The sequence below is a fragment of the Alicyclobacillus dauci genome (genome assembly GCF_026651605.1).
Lineage (GTDB): Bacteria > Bacillota > Bacilli > Alicyclobacillales > Alicyclobacillaceae > Alicyclobacillus > Alicyclobacillus dauci.
The window spans coordinates 3,718,892-3,736,372 of the sequence record NZ_CP104064.1 but is presented as its reverse complement, the minus strand read 5'-3'; the positions used below and the strand labels follow the sequence as shown (position 1 = coordinate 3,736,372).

Below are 17,481 nucleotides of genomic sequence, written 5' to 3'. Positions count from 1 at the left end.
CATACTTTTTCGTGATATAGTACCTAAATGGAAACTATGAACGGAGGGGAATCGACTTGAAGATGACCGATTTTAACTGTGAAAAGGAATTAACTCTGTCGGTCATTGGCGGCAAGTGGAAAATGATCATTCTGTGGCATATCGGGTTGGACAGCCCGCAGCGGTTTAGCAAGTTGAGGCGGTTGCTGCCGAAAGTAACACCGAAGATGTTGACCGCGCAGTTGCGGGAACTTGAAGACGACGCGATTATCCATCGCAAAGTGTATCAACAAGTGCCTCCGAAAGTGGAGTACACGCTTACGGAGCACGGAAAGAAACTGATCCCAATCTTGGAGCTCATGTACGATTGGGGAAAGTCCTATGCGAAGGATATGAACATCGATATAGCGGAGGTAAAATGAGTACAGCTAAAATTTCACATGAGTTTAGCAATCTTGTCAGGGAAGTTCGCAAGAAGCATGTCGGGAAAGGCCCTGAACATATCACCACACGCTTTATTGGTCCATGGGCAGTTTGTGAGCTAAAGGGAAATCTGACCAGTGTGGAGAAATTCGCTGTCCGCTCGGAGGATGGTAAACGATTAGTTCGAGAACTGCGTACGACGTTCATCAAAGAGCTGTACAAGGATGAGGGTTTGCGCTCTGAGGTCGAGCGCATTGTGGGAGCGAAGTTAGTCACCTTATTTTGTGACTTTGATGTGGATCTAGATACGGCCGTCACGGTGTATGTGTTTGATAAGCCATTGGGTCTCGACGACCAAGCCTAATTTTTGATAGTATTATACGGTCAATTGAAGAAATTGTGGATTGGCACAAAAGTACAGGACGTGCTTTGAACTACTCCACTAAAACCAGCTTTCCTCCTCATTGGGACGCTGGTTTTGGTGGAGTTTTTATTTTTCTCTAGGAGGGTTCCACGATGAGCAGTTCGGGTACGTTGCGCGTTCAGTTTTCTGTCGAGATCGACGGGAAACAGTATGATGCTTACGATGATCAAACGATTCTACAGGCCATGATGGACAACGGCATCGAGCATCCCCATGTCTGCTATCATTCCAATTTAGGTCCTATCCAGACGTGTGACACGTGCATGGTCGAAGCCGACGGAGAGCTTGTGCGTTCGTGTTCTACACAGGTTCGGCCGGGCATGAAAGTTGAAACGGACACGAAGCTGGCGAGTGCTGCGCGCACGGAGGGAATGGATCGCATTCTGGAAAATCACATGCTGTACTGTACAGTCTGTGATAACAACAACGGCAACTGTGTCCTTCACAATACTGCCGAGCTCATGAAGATTGAGCACCAAAAATATGAATATCGGCCAAAAGGCTACGAGAAGGACATGTCCAACTCGTTCTATCGGTATGATCCGGACCAATGCATTCTCTGTGGCCGCTGCGTGGAGGCTTGCCAAGACCTGCAGGTAAACGAGACGCTCTCTATCGATTGGGAACGCGATATGCCGAGAGTAATTTGGGATGACGATGTGCCGATAGATGAGTCATCGTGCGTCTCGTGCGGACACTGCGTATCGGTGTGCCCCACGAATGCTCTCATGGAAAAATCCATGCTGGGGCAGGCTGGTTTTTTGTCCGGTACACCGTCAAACGTGTTGAATCCTATGATCGACTTAATCAAAGAAGTCGAGCCGGGTTACGGCGGGATTTTCGCCATCTCAGAGGTGGAATCCGCCATGCGTGAACAACGGATCAAAAAGACAAAGACAGTTTGCACCTTCTGCGGTGTGGGATGTTCGTTCGACGTGTGGACCAAGGGTCGCGATATTCTCAAAATTGAGCCTTCCGAGGATGCACCGGTCAATGGCATCTCAACTTGTATTAAAGGCAAGTTCGGTTGGGATTTCGTCAATAGTGAAGAACGCTTAACCACTCCGCTCATTCGCCGTGGGGATACGTTCTACGAAGCGACCTGGGATGAGGCCTTGACGCTGGTTGCAGAGAAGCTGGGTGGAATTAAAGAACAGTACGGACCGGATGCACTTGGTTTCATCTCTTCCTCCAAAGTGACGAACGAAGAAAACTATTTGATGCAGAAATTGGCCCGAGGCGTCATTGGGACAAACAACATTGACAACTGTTCGCGGTACTGTCAGTCGCCAGCAACGGACGGATTGATGCGGACAGTGGGACTCGGCGGGGATGCAGGTACGATTCAGGACATTGCGAAAGCCGGCCTGGTCATCATCGTCGGTGCCAATCCAGCAGAAGCTCATCCAGTTCTCGCGACACGTGTCAAACGTGCCCATAAACTGAACGGACAAAAGTTGATGGTTGTCGACCTTCGCAAGCACGAAATGGCAGAACGTGCCGACTTATTCGTTCGACCTAATCCGGCGACAGACCACGTCTGGCTGTCTGCCATCACGAAATACATCATCGACCAAAATTGGCACGATGTGAACTTCCTAAACGACAAAGTTCTGGGATTTCACGAATATGTAAAATCCCTCAGCCAATACACGTTGGAATATGCCGAGCAGGTAACAGGCATCTCGCAAGATAAGCTCATCGAAATGGCCACGATGATTCACGAGGCGGACGGTGTAGCGGTCTTATGGGCGATGGGCGTAACCCAGCAGCGTGGTGGCAGTGAAACAAGCGGTGCCATCAGCGACATGCTTTTGGTGACCGGAAACTACGCGCGCCCAGGTGCTGGAGCATTCCCACTCCGCGGACACAACAATGTACAAGGTGCGTGCGACTTTGGCACGTTGCCAAACTGGTTGCCGGGGTATCAATTGGTCAGTGACGATGCAGCTCGGAAGAAATTTGACGCGGCTTGGGGTTCGACGATCCCGGCTCAACCCGGAATGGACAACCAGGTTATGCTGAACGCCATCTTGGAAGGCAAACTTCGCGGTATGTATCTCATGGGTGAAGATATGGCGTGGGTCGATACGAATGCAAACCACGTTCACGAGGCGCTCAGCCACTTGGATTTCTTTGTCGTACAGGACGTCTTTTTCAGCAAGACGGCGCAGTTTGCTGATGTCATTTTGCCTGCAAGTCCGAGCCTCGAAAAAGAAGGAACGTTTACGAATACAGAACGCCGCATTCAACGTCTGTATCAAGTACTCGAACCGCTTGGGGATTCGAAGCCGGACTGGGAGATTATCACGATGATCGCCAATCGCCTCGGTGCTGATTGGAACTATGAGCATCCAAGTGATGTCATGGATGAGGCAGCTACGCTTGCACCGATTTTTGCTGGCGTTCGCTACGATCGGATCGAAGGATACAACAGCCTGCTTTGGCCTGTCGCTCCCGACGGCACGGACACGCCGCTCTTGTACACCGACGGGTTCGCAAAGCCAAACGGGAAAGCAGAGCTTGTTCCTGCAAACTGGATTGCGCCTATGCTAGCGGATAAAAACTACGATTTGCACTTGAACAATGGCCGCCTGTTGGAGCACTTCCACGAAGGAAATATGACGAATAAATCTGCGGGGCTGCAGAAAAAAGTACCCGACACGTTCGTTGAGATCTCGCCGGAGTTAGCGCAGGAGAGAGGCATTCAAGACGGTGCGCTTGTCCGGCTGGAATCTCGCTACGGGCAGGTAAAAGTTCAAGTCGTCGTCACGGATAGGGTCCATGGAAAAGAGCTATATCTGCCGATGAACACGACAAGTGAGGACGCTGCTGTCAATCTGCTGACAGGGCCCACCACGGACGTGCGAACGGACACACCAGCGTATAAAGAGACATACGTGCGGATGGAAGTCTTGCGGGATAAAGGCCGCCGCCCATTACCGAAGAACAATCCACGTTTCGGCACACGCAACCCTCAGCAGGGCGTTGAAGTATGGCGAAAGTGGAAGCGGCCAGGTTACGTCCCGGTTGAACAGCAAGCTAGGGAGGTGACGAAGAGTGGCCGAACCGACCATCAACATCAAACGAAGTGAACCGATAAAGGAGCAGCAACAGGACAAAGCTGCAGAGGAAATGCGGGAAGCGTTTGCCGCACATGGAGAAGCCATTCGCAGTTTTCTCGTGCTGATTCAAGACCTGCACGACAGTGGGCTGTTGGAAATTCTGCATGCGTTACTCAACTCAAAGGAAAAAGTTGCATCCATTGTCTTGGAACAGATTCTAAAACCGTCTGTTTTGAACACGATAAAGAATGCTATGTCCGCTGTAGGGATGGTGAGCAAGCTGGACCCTGACCAGCTGAATACCCTCACTGAGGCACTTGTATCCGGTCTGGAGCGCGGAAAGGACAACTTGGAGTCAGGAAAGCGAGTCGGCTTGTTCGATCTCGCCAAGGCACTCCGAGACCCGAGTATCAACCGGACCTTGAGTTTACTCCTTGGACTTGCGCAAGGCATGGGGCAAAAGCTCTAGTTCTTACCTCTGGTTGTCATCATTGACTGTCAGGCAATGACGGTATCTATTACATGGGAGGCAGTGACGTGGAGAGCCTGGGATGGCTTATCTTGCACGGAATCGGCACTTGTGCATATGCGGCAAGTGGGGCGTTTGTGGCGCTACAGGTTAAGTATCGGATCATAGGTGTGTTTGTTTTAGGACTCACAACGTCTTTTGGTGGCGGTGTCATTCGTAATACCGTGATTGGTGTACCTGTGACTAGCCTTTGGGATCGCGAAACCTTGTTACTCGTCATCGGAACACTAGCGGTTCTCGTTCTCTTATCCACAAAGTGGATTCGCCACTGGAAAAAGTGGGGGTTCTTCTTTGATTCGATTGGACTGGCTTCATTTTCGCTCCAAGGGGCGCTTTACGCTAAGCACATAAATGACAACCTGGGCATGACCATTATGGCCGCTCTGTTCACAGGTATAGGCGGGGGTTATTCGTGACCTGCTTGCCGGTCGCAAGCCCATCGCCCTGCAAGAAGAAGTCCATGCCATTCTAACCCTTGTCGTCGGTTTGGCCGTGTGGCTGGGTGGGGATACATTTACGAAGGTTGTTCCACTCGTTCTTCTGTTTGCAGTGGTGGTCTTCGCCCGAATGGTAGCTGTTCGGCAAAAATATGGTCTATTGCGCGACAAACTGAACTTCCGTAGATAACGGACACGACATTAGTTTCCAATACATGATGACAAAGTGCAGGGCTCCACCGTTAGGTGCGGGCCCTGTACTTCTGATTGCGATATTTAGTCTTATGATAGTGTGAATACGATATTATATTTGGAGTGATCCACACGAATGCTGTGGGCGTTTACGGGACGTATCGGGAAAATTCTAGGTTCATCAATTCCGTTGAATAAAAGAAAATTCAATTAATTAAAAAGAATTGCGGGTGTTGGACTGTGACCATTGTGTACAACGAGTCAAACAGCGTATTTCATCTACAGACACACAAGACGAGTTATTTAATAGAAGTTTTGGATACCGGGCACCTCGCTCATCTGTATTGGGGACAGCGTATCGAATCTGTCAACACGGCATATTTGCGCCATATTCCACAGAGGAGCTTTTCGCCGAACCCCGTCGATCCAAGTCACACGTACAACCTAGATACGTTGCCACAAGAATATCCAGCATACGGGAACACGGATTATCGTGAGCCAGCTTATCAAGTTCAACTGGAGAATGGGTCTACGATATCCAACTTGAGATACGAAACCCACCGCATCTTTAAAGGTAAGCCAGCGCTCAGAGGCCTGCCGGCAACCTACGTGGAGAGCGATGATGAGGCGACGACGCTCGAGATCGATTTGGTTGACGAGCAAGCTGACCTGCAGGTTACCTTGTCCTATACAACGTTTGAGCAGATGAATGTCATCACACGCTCTGCGCGCTTTGTCAACGAAGGCGAAAGCCCGATTCGACTTTTGCGTTGTCTGAGTGCGAATGTCGATTTTCCACATGACTCATTCGATGTCCTACACCTATCTGGGGCGTGGGGACGAGAACGCATTCCCGTCCGGCAGCCGCTGCGACCAGGAATGCAATCCATCAATAGTCGAAGAGGTGCAAGCAGTCACCAGCACAACCCGTTTTTTGCCATCATGAGCGCGGATGCGACAGAGGATCATGGTGACGTCTACGCGTTAAATCTGGTATACAGTGGAAACTTTGACGCTTTTGCGGAGGTCGACCAGTACCACACGACAAGAGTTGGGATAGGGATCAATCCATTTGATTTTACTTGGTTGCTCGGTTCGAAAGAGGTTTTCCAGACACCTGAAACTGTGCTCGTATACGCTGCGAACGGTTTAGGAGAGATGTCCCGTGACTTTCACCAACTGTACCGATCACGCCTAGCCCGCAGCACCCATCGCGACCGAATTCGGCCCGTACTCATCAACAACTGGGAGGCTACCTACTTTGATTTTGATACGGCCCAAATTGAGGCATTGGCCGCTCAGGCATCCGAGTTGGGGATCGAATTGTTCGTTCTCGATGACGGTTGGTTCGGCAAGCGGGACGACGACAAAAGTTCCCTTGGAGATTGGTTTGTCAACACGCGTAAACTTCCCGAGGGACTCTGCGATCTAGCAAAGCGCATCAACGACAAGAACATGAAGTTCGGTTTGTGGTTCGAACCGGAGATGGTGTCGCCTGACAGCGAGTTGTACCGGGCTCACCCAGATTGGTGCCTGCACGTCCCGAACAGGCCACGATCCCAATCGCGAAACCAACTGGTGTTGGATCTGTCCCGAGACGACGTCTGCGACGCCATTGTGGAAATGGTTTCAGCCATCCTGAACAGCGCAAATATCGAGTATGTGAAATGGGACATGAACCGGCATATGACCGAGATCGGATCAGCTCTGCTGCCGCCAGAGAGGCAACGTGAAACAGCACACAGATATATGCTTGGGTTGTACAGAGTCTTGGATGAACTGACGACGGCGTTCCCGCATGTTCTTTTCGAAAGTTGTTCAGGTGGCGGGGGCCGCTTTGATCCAGGGATGTTGTATTACATGCCCCAAACGTGGACCAGCGACAACACCGATGCCATCGAACGTCTGGGAATTCAATACGGCACAAGTTTGACTTATCCGGCCATCAGCATGGGCGCACACGTATCGGCCGTTCCCAACCACCAAGTGTACCGAACAACGCCCCTTGAAACTCGAGGTCACGTGGCGATGGCGGGTACGTTCGGATATGAACTGGACCTGATGGCACTGACGGACGAGGAACGCAAGGAAATTAAAGACCAGGTGACATTTTACAAGTCTGTTCGCGAATTGGTTCAGTTTGGTCATCTCTACCGTCTACTGAACCCAAATGGCAAGGGATCATCAGCGTGGATGTATGTGTCGAACGACAGACGATCCGCTTTGGTCACCTACGTTCACACTCTCGCCGAAGCAGATCCTCGCCTCGTAACACTGAGGTTGAAGGGGCTCGAACCTAGGTTCAAATACCATGTATCTGGCATGGAATCGGAAGTGGGCGGGGATCAGTTGATGTACGTCGGTCTCAATGTCCCCGTTGTCGACGGCGATTTCAAAAGCTTCACGTGGCACTTGACACAAGTATAAATTACCATTTTCTTGGCTACGTTCGGGCGGATGGTTCCGTCGGGGCGAGAAACCATGTCGACGCTGGCGAGCATCAAAGAAGGTGTGACGTGCAGCAACTCCGGAAATAGCGTCCAAGTTACTTCACTGTGTAGATCGATTTGAAGAAGCTGTGGCATGCAGTGGAGCAGACATGCGCGGTGGGAATCCATCACCAGGGAATATAGCTGTCAGCCATCAAAACCATTGAAGAAAAGTCACTCGGCTGTATCAGCAAGGCTGAAACGGTTCCTCTTCTCGGCGTTGTGGAATACGGCAAAAAGTCGAGGGCCGCGGCTTGTATTTCATGGATTCCCCAGGAAATGACATGGTGCGATTCCGGTATGTTGTCGCTTGACGCACAGATCGTGTGTATTACGACGGGACGCGTATCCAGGTGTCATGTGCAAATCAGCTACGCAGAGGTACACGATCTTCTCGCAGAGTTGTTACCCAAGTCACTCACGTCAACCGATCTCGCCGATATATTTGGCGAAAATTGTGTGAGGTTTTACCGGATCGACGTCGATACGGCGTTCGAAGGTTAGGCTGTCGTGATAAGATCATTCATGCGAGACGCAATAACACCGGAAGCCAGACTGCTCACCTCATCCCGTGAGGCTCAGCAGTCACCCATATAATTGAAATCTTGTTGTGTTAGCAAGGGAGCTACCGTACGGATCAAGTAGCTCCCAGGTTTGTGTGGAACTGTTAGTAACAGCAGACTTGTATAAGCATAATCGATTTAACTTAATAGGCTTCTGAGAGACCCGTGTTCCAGTTTAGCGATTTTTGTTTCTGGATCTGCTGGATCCGTCTCTATTGCCAGAATGTTGGCTGCTTCTAGAATGTCTGTTGTCACTAGAGTGCCTCTTGTCGCTAGAGTGTCTGTTGCCCCCGGAACGTCCGCCACCGCTAGAGTGTCTGCTGCCCCCGGAACGTCCGCCACCGCTAGAGTGTCTGCTGCCCCCGGAACGTCCGCCACCGCTAGAGTGTCTGTTGCCCCCGGAACGTCCGCCACCGCTAGAGTGTCTGCTGCCCCCGGAACGTCCGCCACCGCTAGAGTGTCTGTTGCCCCCGGAACGTCCGCCGCCGCTAGAGTGCTTGTTTCCACCGGAGCGTCCGCCACCGCTAGAGTGTCTGTTACCCCCGGAACGTCCGCTGCCACCAGAGTGCTTGTTGCCCCCGGAACGTCCGCCGCCACTAGAGTGTCTGTTGCCCCCGGAACGTCCACCGCCGCTAGAGCGCTTGTTACCACCAGAGCGTCCGCCACCGCCAGAGTGTCTGTTCCCACCTGATCCCTTATTCTTCGAGGCACACTCGACCGGATCCCGTTGCATGAACATTTCAACAATTGATTGATCTGGAATCTGTTCAATGATTTCTTGAATGTCTAGCGTCGCAGTACTCATGGGCATGACCTCTTCCTTTCGTGTTTTGAAAATGTCCTGACATAACTCTCGAAACAGGCGTACGCAGGAATGGCAGAAGCCTACTTCCCTCCGCACAGAGACTTTTTCCTATAGGGTACTGGCCGCGTTGATGTAGTGTGTGTGCGTTTCTCCCAAATGAAGAATGTGATGGATAATCGCCCATCGCAACCTACCGTAATAGGCCCGAAAGGTGTCTATACTAGGCGATTGCACAGTGTTGTAGGGCACGTGTGTTCCCTAGAATAGATAAACGATTTAAATCGAAGGGGTGTTGTGGCATGACACAGCTCACCGCACAACTTGACCATTACTCGTTGTTTATTCATCCAAACGATGTGCGTGAACTAAGGCGGGACATATGGTGTGACGATCCGGTGGAAGCAAAGCTGAAGATGGGTGGAGTGAGATGCGATGTTCAAGTGGGGTATAGAGGATCGCATATCAGAGAAATGCCGAAAAAATCCTACCGCGTGGAGTTTGAAACACCAGGGAATCGATTGGTAAGAGAAATCCACCTAAATGCAGAGTATAACGATCCTTCCATGATACGAAACAGACTGTCATTGGAGTTATTTCGTGAACTGGGCGTACACTCTCCAGATTGTGAGCACGTCTTCTTAACAGTAAACGGATCGCCAGCAGGAGTTTATCTGCGACTAGAATCCGTGGACGAGTATTTTCTGCGTAGGCGATCTCTGCCGTTTGGCAGCATTCACTACGCCGTCAACGACGACGCAAACTTTTCGTTGATCAGCGCCATTGATCACGCGGCTAAGTCTCGACTTGATGACGGATACGAGCGAAAGTGCGGGGACGAGCGTTCCGATGAGCAATTGCGCCAATTGATTTATTCGATTAACACCATTCCCAGGGCTGAATTCGGTGTTCAGATACGGAATTGGATAGATATTGACAAGTACTTAAGATGGCTTGCAGGTGTTGTGTTTACACAGAACTTCGATGGATTTATACAAAACTATGCGCTGTATTGCAATCCTCAGACTGGGTTATATGAAATTTTTCCCTGGGATTTTGACGCAACCTTTGGGCGAGACATCAGAGGCGAGATTCTGGATTACGACTACGTGCCAATTGAGGGATATAACACTCTATCCGCAAGGATTCTAGACGTATCAGAGTTTCGTCATCGATACAGAAATTTGTTGGAATGCCTTCTCGAATCTGTGTTTACGCCTAAACACTTAAACCCAAAAGTCCTGCATTTGTTTGAATGCATACGCCCCTATGTACTACAGGATCCTTACAAACGAGCACAAGTACAGGAGTTTGAACAAGAGGTAGATACAATTTTGAACTTTATTGAAAACCGCCGGCGTTATTTATGTGATCACCTGGAAGACTTGCTATAACGAATCGCGGCTGATGTCTGTCTAGACTACAAAGAGCGCAGGCATGTTCACTATTTTCCGGATTTTACGGAACGTCATACGTTTACAGCGAATATCCATATCTCCAAGTTTATCAGTCCCGCGTTTATGGGCCTCCGGACTGGCTGTCTATAGATAAAATTAGCCACTTGCCCCGTTTCCGTAAATTTTTTGGCGGAATAAGGTGAACAAACTACTCTGACGAAGGGAGGGATACCATTGTCGTACTCCAGTCTCATCACCAAAGCAGTGATAGTGAGAGTCGGGACCAAAGAGTATAGGGGTCACACAATCGAAATTGGACGCGACTTCATTGTGGTTGATGACGATGCTGTGGGGGCGGTCATCCTTCCCATTGAACACGTCCAGGTACTGGAATGTATAGAAAGCTTTCATCAGTCTGATCAGAAACAGCAACAAAGGGATCCACCCTGTCGCGACCTGCAAGGACTTAGGGATAGACTTTTAGACCTACATCATAAGGTTGTTAAGGTAGAATCTGGTGGATTGCGTGGTGCTTCATCTTTCATTTTTGATGTCAAAGATGATTATGTCATTTTGTGTGTCATTCCGGATGGACTGATGTTTGTGCCCATGCGCCATATTACGGCCCTAGTTCCCATAGGGGACGTTGACTTACAACCAGAATTCTCAGCATGGGTAAGCCGGCATACGCAAAGCCGTGCTTATCCAGACAGGTTTACAGATCTGCTCGGACTCTACATCGGTGAGCCTGTGAAACTGGGAAGCAATACGCCAGAAGAGGTCGTCGGGCTGTTAAGTACATGTACTGATGAACAAATTCAACTTGTTACAGCGCCCAACGTGAGAGTGATCATTCCGTTGCATCACGTAAAGAGCATCACTAGTTTTGAATCTTACGATTGGGGTGCTGAACGACACGACATCCTAGGTGTTACAACACCCTAGTTCATATTTCAGAGGGGGCTAACGAAATGTCTTTTGAGTTTCTGGAAGGTTCAATTGGACGTACAGTTCAACTAGAGCGTGGTGGGCCCGACAAGGTAGTTGGCGCGTTGGAAGGAATGGGTCGGGATTACTTGGTATTGAGAACCGAACAACATGGGGTCTTGTACTGTGTGATGCACCACATTAAGACTGTAAGTGAACCGGTCACTCCTGTGATCAAATCCGAGCGAGAAGAAGATGAGAGAGACTACTACTCTGAGATTCCAGTAATCGAGGCAGAGACTTTTCACGACCTACTCAAACGGATGAAACATTGTTTAATTCAAGTAAACCACGGTGGACCGAACGCTATAAAAGGTGTGCTGATGAAAGTTGGTCACGATTCCATCACGCTTGTTCACGATATGAAGGAGTTTGTTCACTATCCTCTCTACCATATTCGTTCCGTCTCGAGAATTTACGAAATCGAGGGACAGAATGACAAAGGAAACAACAAGGATGACGACAAGGGTGAAAACAAGTCCGGTCGAGGAAAAGACAAGAAGGAATCAAGATAATTGTAGCGAGTGATTGACGCTGTAGCTGGTGCCAAACACTTGTCTCTCTACAGGGAGGGTGAGAACATGCGAGAACTACTCCGTCCCATGGTTGGTACCCACATCTTGCTGGAAAACAAACATGGTCTGCAACACACGGGTGTACTTTCATATCTGGGCAGTGACTATTTGTCACTCATGACGGCTGATTACGAAGTCAGACACGTGCCATATCGAAAAATAAAATCGGTGATCACGGATCACACAGAACTGGCGATGCCTCAAGGGCCAGGCCTGGATGGCCCGGATACCTTCCAGGAGCTCTTGGAATCCATGCATAATAAAGTCGTCAAAGTTGACAGTGACGCACTGGCTAAAACCGGTATTTTGAGTGAAATTGACGATCGCTACATTAGCATGCTACTTGATATGAAGCATATGGTGCACTATCGTATTCGTCACATCACGAGTTTTTCGGAACCTGTTTCGAAGAGCGAAGGTACGAATTCAAGCTCCGACTCGACGGATTCGTCAAAGTCAGAACAAACGAGTAGCCATTCCGACAAGTCCGAGAATGACTCCGAAGTTGCAGAACAGAAAGCTTCTGGGGAGGAGTCACAGGTCCTTGAGTTCAGCTCGAAAAACCGTTCAAGCAGCAAAGACAAACAGCGGCATGATTCCAAGAGGAATTCATCCGAAAAGAATGATTCAAGCCTCTTGCTTTACATCCCAAGGTCATCTTCGGATCGAAAGAATCGACAATCCGAAGATAGGCATAAGAGTACTGGTCGTCGATACAAGTCGTCGGATTCTTCCAAGTATGCTCGCAAAGCTCGTTAGGAAGGCGAGCTGATGTAGAAAGTTGCGCGTGCAGGAAGTCGGAAAACCGCTACATGATATAGGCTCGTGGTACGGCCCACGGGCCTTACTTATGGATGTGGTGTTTCTTCGCGGTGATTTTATTTGCTAGACACAATATGTAGTGGTATATTCATGATACAAATTGATATGCAAACCAGGTGCCCACGCATGTGGGTGAAAAGGGAATCCAGTGAAATTCTGGAGCGGTCCTCGCCACGGTAAGGAATGATGCGAAGCTGTTGGTGCTTGTCACCGGCCACTCGATGATTCGGGGAAGGCTAGTTTTTGCAGATGAATCCAAGTCCGGAGACCTGCCAGGTTTGTACTTGTAAGACTCCCACGAGGGATTGGGCAGGGCTTTGGATGCGATTGTCGGATTTGTGAAATACATGTTTTTTAATCCGCATGGCAAGTCGTAGCTGACAGCACTCCGTTCCTCGTCGGGATGGGGTGTTTTTTATTTGTGTTTATGGCGGGAGGAAACAAGTATGAGCACAATCGATGTACAAATGCCGACGTTGGACAAGATCCGCACACTGTACAAGAGATCAGGAAGTCCTGTACCGTTTGACTTCACGAAAGTCCGTCGCACCATTGTTCGAGCATGTGAAGGTTTGGAAGGATGTAGTCCATCTGATCTGGAGCTGAACCTGTCTGGCTACTTGCAAGATGGCTTGTCCTCGGGGGAATTGATGAGGACGCTGATTCAAGTTGCGGTTGAGAAGACATCGGTGGAACAGCCAAATTGGCAGTTCGTCGCTGCGCGATTGCTGTTGGCTGAATGCTATAAAGAGGCTGGACGGAATCGTGGGTATGTTTCTATCAATGGGTATGGTGAGTTTTACCCCCTCATTGTCAAGTTGGAGGAGATGGGGCGATACGGAGGCTACATACGGGCGACATATTCAAGAGACGAGATCGATGAATTGGGCATGTACATACAACCGAAAAGGGACTTATTGTTCAATTATGTTGGGCTGAAGCAGCTCATGGATCGATACGTGATCAAGGGGCAGGGGCAGGAGATTCTCGAGTTGCCACAAGAGCTGTTCATGGGTGTTGCTATGCACTTAGCCATGAACGAATCCGATAGGCTCACGAGGGCGAAACAGTTTTACGATGTCCTCTGTAAACTTGAGGCTACCGTGGCCACACCTACACTCAGCAACGCGCGCAAGCCATTTCATCAGTTGAGTTCCTGTTTCATTGATATGCCGCAGGACGATCTCGTCAGTATTTATGAAACGGACAAAGCATTCGCTCGCGTGTCAAAGTTTGGCGGAGGCATGGGGATTTATGTGGGAAAGATTCGCGCGCGAGGTTCTGCGATTCGAAACCATAAAGGTGCAAGCGGTGGAGTCATTCCCTGGGTGAAGAATTACAACAACACGGCCGTCAGTTGCAATCAGTTGGGCGTACGGAGTGGGGCAGTGGCTATTTATCTCGATGTCTGGCACAAGGACATTCACGATTTCTTGCAGTTGCGGACGAACAATGGTGACGAACGACTAAAAGCCCACGACATATTTCCCGGTGTCTGTATACCGGACGAGTTTATGCGTCGGGTAGAGAGCCGTGACATGTGGTACTTGTTTTGCCCGTACGAAGTTGAACGGGAGATGGGGTTTCGCTTGGAGGATTCGTGGGGCGACGAGTTCGAAAAGCGATATCAAGCGTGTATCGATCATTCCCGTTTGGATCGAGTTGAAGTTCCGGCTATCGATATCATGAAGCGAATTATGCAATCTGCATTCGAGACCGGGACGCCATTTATTTTCTTTCGTGATACGGCGAACCGGCTCAATCCAAACAAGCATGCTGGCATGATCTACTGCAGCAATCTTTGTACGGAAATTATGCAGAATATGAGTCCGCTGCGGCTCACAGAAGAGTCATCTGACGATGGGACTATCGTTGTTCGGTATGAACCCGGGGATTTTGTCGTGTGTAACCTGTCGTCTCTGAATATCGGAAGGTGTCATTCGAGAGAGCAAATCGAACGTATTGTTTCCGCCCAAATTCGCAGTATGGACAATGTCATTGATCTGAATTTTTATCCGGTGAAGCAGGCTGAAATCACGAACCGCAAGTACCGGGCAATCGGACTCGGCGTCAGTGGATATCATCAGTATTTGGCTCAACGGGGGATTGTGTGGGAGTCGGAGGAACACTTGCACCATATCGATGAGTTGTTTGAGTGGATCAATTACTTCGCCATCAAGGCATCGATGGAGCTGGCCAAGGAAAAGGGGCCATACCCGTTATTCGAGGGCTCAGATTGGCATACGGGGGACTATTTTGATCATCGTAACTACCGTAGCCGCGAAGGTGGCCCTGACTGGGATTGGCTGCGCAGAGAAGTTCAAGAGCACGGGATTCGCAATGCATACCTGTTCGCGATTGCGCCCACCAGCAGCACGAGCTTGATAGCCGGAAGCACAGCGGGGATTGATCCAGTGTTTTCGCGATTTTTTCTCGAGGAGAAGAAGAATGGGGTCATTCCTCAAACCGCACCGAATTTAAATGAGCAAACATTTTGGTATTACAAAGAGGCGCACACGATTGATCAAATATGGAGCATCCGTGCTTGTGCCGTTCGCCAACGGCACATCGATCAATCACAGTCATTTAACCTGTACATCACCCCTGACATACACGTTCGTGACTTTCTAAACCTTTATGTTCAGGCGTGGAAGAATGTGCTCAAGACCGTTTATTACGTTCGCAGTCAGTCAGTCGAAGTGGAGGACTGTGTGGCTTGTTCGTCCTAACGTGATCGGGAGCAGGCATATTTATATAGGGAGATGGACATTGTGCAGTTGAAACGAACAAAACTATTTAATGAAGTGGGAGAGCGGGACTGGGGAAAGCGCCGCATCATCGGCGGCAACACCACCAACCTGCTGGAGTTAAACAACGTCAAGTACGAGTGGGCTTATCGCATGTATCGAGCCATGATGGGGAATTTTTGGATTCCGGAGGAGATTGCACTCGGGGATGATGCTCGTCAGTATGCCACGTTAACCGAACACGAAAAACAAAGCTTTAATAAGATTATCTCGTTTCTCATTTTTCTCGACAGTATTCAGACACACAACCTGCCGAATATCAATGAATACATCACGGCACCGGAAGTGAACTTGTGTTTAACCGTACATGCCTTTCAGGAAGCGGTTCACTCACAGTCCTATGGCTACATTCTGGATTCCGTCGTCAGCGCTGATATTCGCGACAGCATCTACAATGAGTGGCGCAACGACAAACATCTATTGGAGCGGAATCAATTCATTACGGACAGGTATGAACAGTTCATTCAAGATCCCAGCGACGAGAACTTGGTTAGGACGGTGATGGCGAATTTTATTCTCGAAGGCGTGTATTTTTACTCCGGGTTTAGCTTCTTCTTTGCATTGGGAAGACAGGGGAAAATGCTGGGGACTGTATCCGAAATCAAGTACATTCAGCGAGATGAACTGACTCACCTGGCACTGTTTCGGCATATTTTTGACGAGATCGCTCGGGAAAATCCGCATCTTGTGACGCCGGGCCTAATTGAGGAACTCCGAGCCATGATGAAACAAGCAGTGGAACATGAAATCGAATGGGGTCAATACGTGACCGACGGACACATTTCCGGCTTGACAAATGACCTGATTGACCAATACATCAAATACTTGGCCAACCTTCGTTTGAAGTCATTGGACATGGCGCCGCTCTATCCGGACGTACAGGAACATCCGATGCGTTGGGTCGACCAGATTGCCGCAATGAATTCGACGAAGACAGACTTCTTTGAGCAAAAGGTGACCAACTACACGAAATCGGCGAATTTAAAGTGGGATGAGTTGTAAGAGGGGGACGACAAGGTGAAAGCATGTTCATTTGTACCCGCAGCAACAAGAATGATTTACGACATGGGCCTTGAGGAACATCTGTCGGGCGTTACATTTGAATGCGTATCCGACAGGCCGAAGATCGTTCATTCGATTCTGGAGGGGAACCACTATACGTCGGCCGAGATCGATCGCGTCGTAAGTGAGTATGCAGCCGCCGACAAGTCGCCCTACTATGTTGATATGGAACTGCTGCAGTCCATTCAGCCGGATGTTGCCTTTACACAACATGTGTGTGATGTATGTCAGATCGGTACGTCCTATGTAGAGCGTGCCTTGGGTTCATTGACTCGGTTTCCCACTGTCATCCCTCTCGTTCCCAGGAATTTGGAAGATATTCTCGACAATGCGTTAAGCGTTGCGGAAGCACTGGGTCAAGCGGATACGGGAAGAGCCTATGTGGCGGGGCTGAAGGAGCGGATTGCCCGGGTAATCGATGTCCTTCGGTCACATGGCGCTCCCTTGCGCCGGGTGATGGTAATGGAGTGGATGAATCCTGTCTATAACTGCGGCCACTGGATTCCGTATCAAATTTCCATCGCTGGCGGCGTTGATATGCTGTCGAATCCATCTGGGTATTCTGTCGTGACAAGTTGGGAAAAAGTTGTTCAGTATAATCCGGAGGTTCTGGTCATTGCGCCTTGTGGATTTGATGTCGCCAGAGCTGCGCAAGAAGTGTCCCAGATGACACAGTCCGGCTGGAACGATCTCCAGGCAGTCATTCACGATCGCGTTTATGTTGCTGACGCGGATATGTTTACACAACCGAGCGCATCGACCGTTATCGACGGTGTCGAGGTTTTAGCATCTTTGTTTCATCCAGACATATTTGAACTTCCAGAGAGCCTACGACATAAAGTCTCGAGTCTTGCAAACTTACTCCCAACCTCCATAGGCACTTCAAGATAATCGTATTAGCTGAGGAACCTAGTGTTCCGGAATCTCC

15 protein-coding genes and 1 riboswitch are annotated in these 17,481 nt (G+C 49.5%); of the genes, 14 read left to right on the top strand and 1 reads right to left on the bottom strand.

Annotated features, from left to right (window positions below; translation table 11 throughout):
* Window positions 1-62 precede the first annotated feature (62 nt).
* From NZD86_RS18865 to NZD86_RS18830, 7 genes are all read left to right on the top strand, one after another.
* Complete coding sequence (locus NZD86_RS18865) at window positions 63-401, top strand: winged helix-turn-helix transcriptional regulator (protein WP_268046945.1); 339 nt, start codon at window positions 63-65, stop codon at window positions 399-401.
* Window positions 398-766: a Na-translocating system protein MpsC family protein gene (locus NZD86_RS18860; protein WP_268043596.1), complete on the top strand. Its 369-nt coding sequence runs from the start codon at window positions 398-400 to the stop codon at window positions 764-766. Before NZD86_RS18865 ends, NZD86_RS18860 begins: the two co-directional genes overlap by 4 nt.
* Before the next feature lie 152 nt (window positions 767-918).
* Window positions 919-3,921, top strand: coding sequence for a formate dehydrogenase subunit alpha (gene fdhF, locus NZD86_RS18855; protein ID WP_268043595.1), 3,003 nt, complete (start codon window positions 919-921; stop codon window positions 3,919-3,921).
* Window positions 3,887-4,360 carry a helical membrane plugin domain-containing protein gene (locus tag NZD86_RS18850; RefSeq protein WP_268043594.1) on the top strand — a complete coding sequence of 158 codons (474 nt, stop codon included), beginning with the start codon at window positions 3,887-3,889 and terminating at the stop codon, window positions 4,358-4,360. The genes fdhF and NZD86_RS18850 overlap by 35 nt, the downstream gene beginning before the upstream one ends.
* 68 nt (window positions 4,361-4,428) lie before the next feature.
* Window positions 4,429-4,836 carry a trimeric intracellular cation channel family protein gene (locus NZD86_RS24530; RefSeq protein WP_326492599.1) on the top strand — a complete coding sequence of 136 codons (408 nt, stop codon included), beginning with the start codon at window positions 4,429-4,431 and terminating at the stop codon, window positions 4,834-4,836.
* Between the two features lie 453 nt (window positions 4,837-5,289).
* On the top strand, window positions 5,290-7,476 hold the full coding sequence (locus NZD86_RS18840) for an alpha-galactosidase (protein ID WP_268043593.1): 2,187 nt from the start codon (window positions 5,290-5,292) through the stop codon (window positions 7,474-7,476).
* Between the two features lie 206 nt (window positions 7,477-7,682).
* Window positions 7,683-8,042 (top strand): hypothetical protein, encoded by a 360-nt coding sequence (locus NZD86_RS18830; protein WP_326492679.1) that lies wholly within the window; start codon window positions 7,683-7,685, stop codon window positions 8,040-8,042.
* A gap of 197 nt (window positions 8,043-8,239) precedes the next feature.
* On the opposite strand, the gene NZD86_RS18825 is transcribed toward NZD86_RS18830, so the two are convergent.
* Window positions 8,240-8,788, bottom strand: a complete 549-nt coding sequence (locus tag NZD86_RS18825) for a hypothetical protein (RefSeq protein WP_268043592.1) — start codon at window positions 8,786-8,788, stop codon at window positions 8,240-8,242.
* Between the two features lie 417 nt (window positions 8,789-9,205).
* Here NZD86_RS18825 and NZD86_RS18820 point away from each other — a divergent pair, with 417 nt between their 5' ends.
* The 7 genes from NZD86_RS18820 (at window position 9,206) to NZD86_RS18790 (ending at window position 17,444) form a co-directional block, all read left to right on the top strand.
* A complete protein-coding gene (locus tag NZD86_RS18820) occupies window positions 9,206-10,297 on the top strand; it encodes a CotH kinase family protein (RefSeq protein WP_268043591.1) in 1,092 nt (363 codons plus the stop codon).
* A gap of 237 nt (window positions 10,298-10,534) precedes the next feature.
* The gene (locus tag NZD86_RS18815; protein ID WP_268043590.1) at window positions 10,535-11,245 is read left to right on the top strand and encodes a hypothetical protein; all 711 of its coding nucleotides are present in this window, start codon (window positions 10,535-10,537) and stop codon (window positions 11,243-11,245) included.
* A 26-nt stretch (window positions 11,246-11,271) separates the two neighbouring features.
* The gene (locus tag NZD86_RS18810; protein ID WP_268043589.1) at window positions 11,272-11,802 is read left to right on the top strand and encodes a hypothetical protein; all 531 of its coding nucleotides are present in this window, start codon (window positions 11,272-11,274) and stop codon (window positions 11,800-11,802) included.
* Window positions 11,803-11,868: 66 nt separating this feature from the next.
* On the top strand, window positions 11,869-12,621 hold the full coding sequence (locus NZD86_RS18805; protein ID WP_268043588.1) for a hypothetical protein: 753 nt from the start codon (window positions 11,869-11,871) through the stop codon (window positions 12,619-12,621).
* Between the two features lie 160 nt (window positions 12,622-12,781).
* Window positions 12,782-12,975: riboswitch (cobalamin riboswitch) on the top strand.
* Between the two features lie 155 nt (window positions 12,976-13,130).
* Window positions 13,131-15,413, top strand: coding sequence for a ribonucleoside-diphosphate reductase subunit alpha (locus tag NZD86_RS18800; protein WP_268043587.1), 2,283 nt, complete (start codon window positions 13,131-13,133; stop codon window positions 15,411-15,413).
* Window positions 15,414-15,455: 42 nt separating this feature from the next.
* Complete coding sequence (locus NZD86_RS18795) at window positions 15,456-16,493, top strand: ribonucleotide-diphosphate reductase subunit beta (protein ID WP_268043586.1); 1,038 nt, start codon at window positions 15,456-15,458, stop codon at window positions 16,491-16,493.
* Window positions 16,494-16,508: 15 nt separating this feature from the next.
* Window positions 16,509-17,444, top strand: coding sequence for an ABC transporter substrate-binding protein (locus tag NZD86_RS18790; protein WP_268043585.1), 936 nt, complete (start codon window positions 16,509-16,511; stop codon window positions 17,442-17,444).
* The last annotated feature ends 37 nt before the right edge of the window (window positions 17,445-17,481 follow it).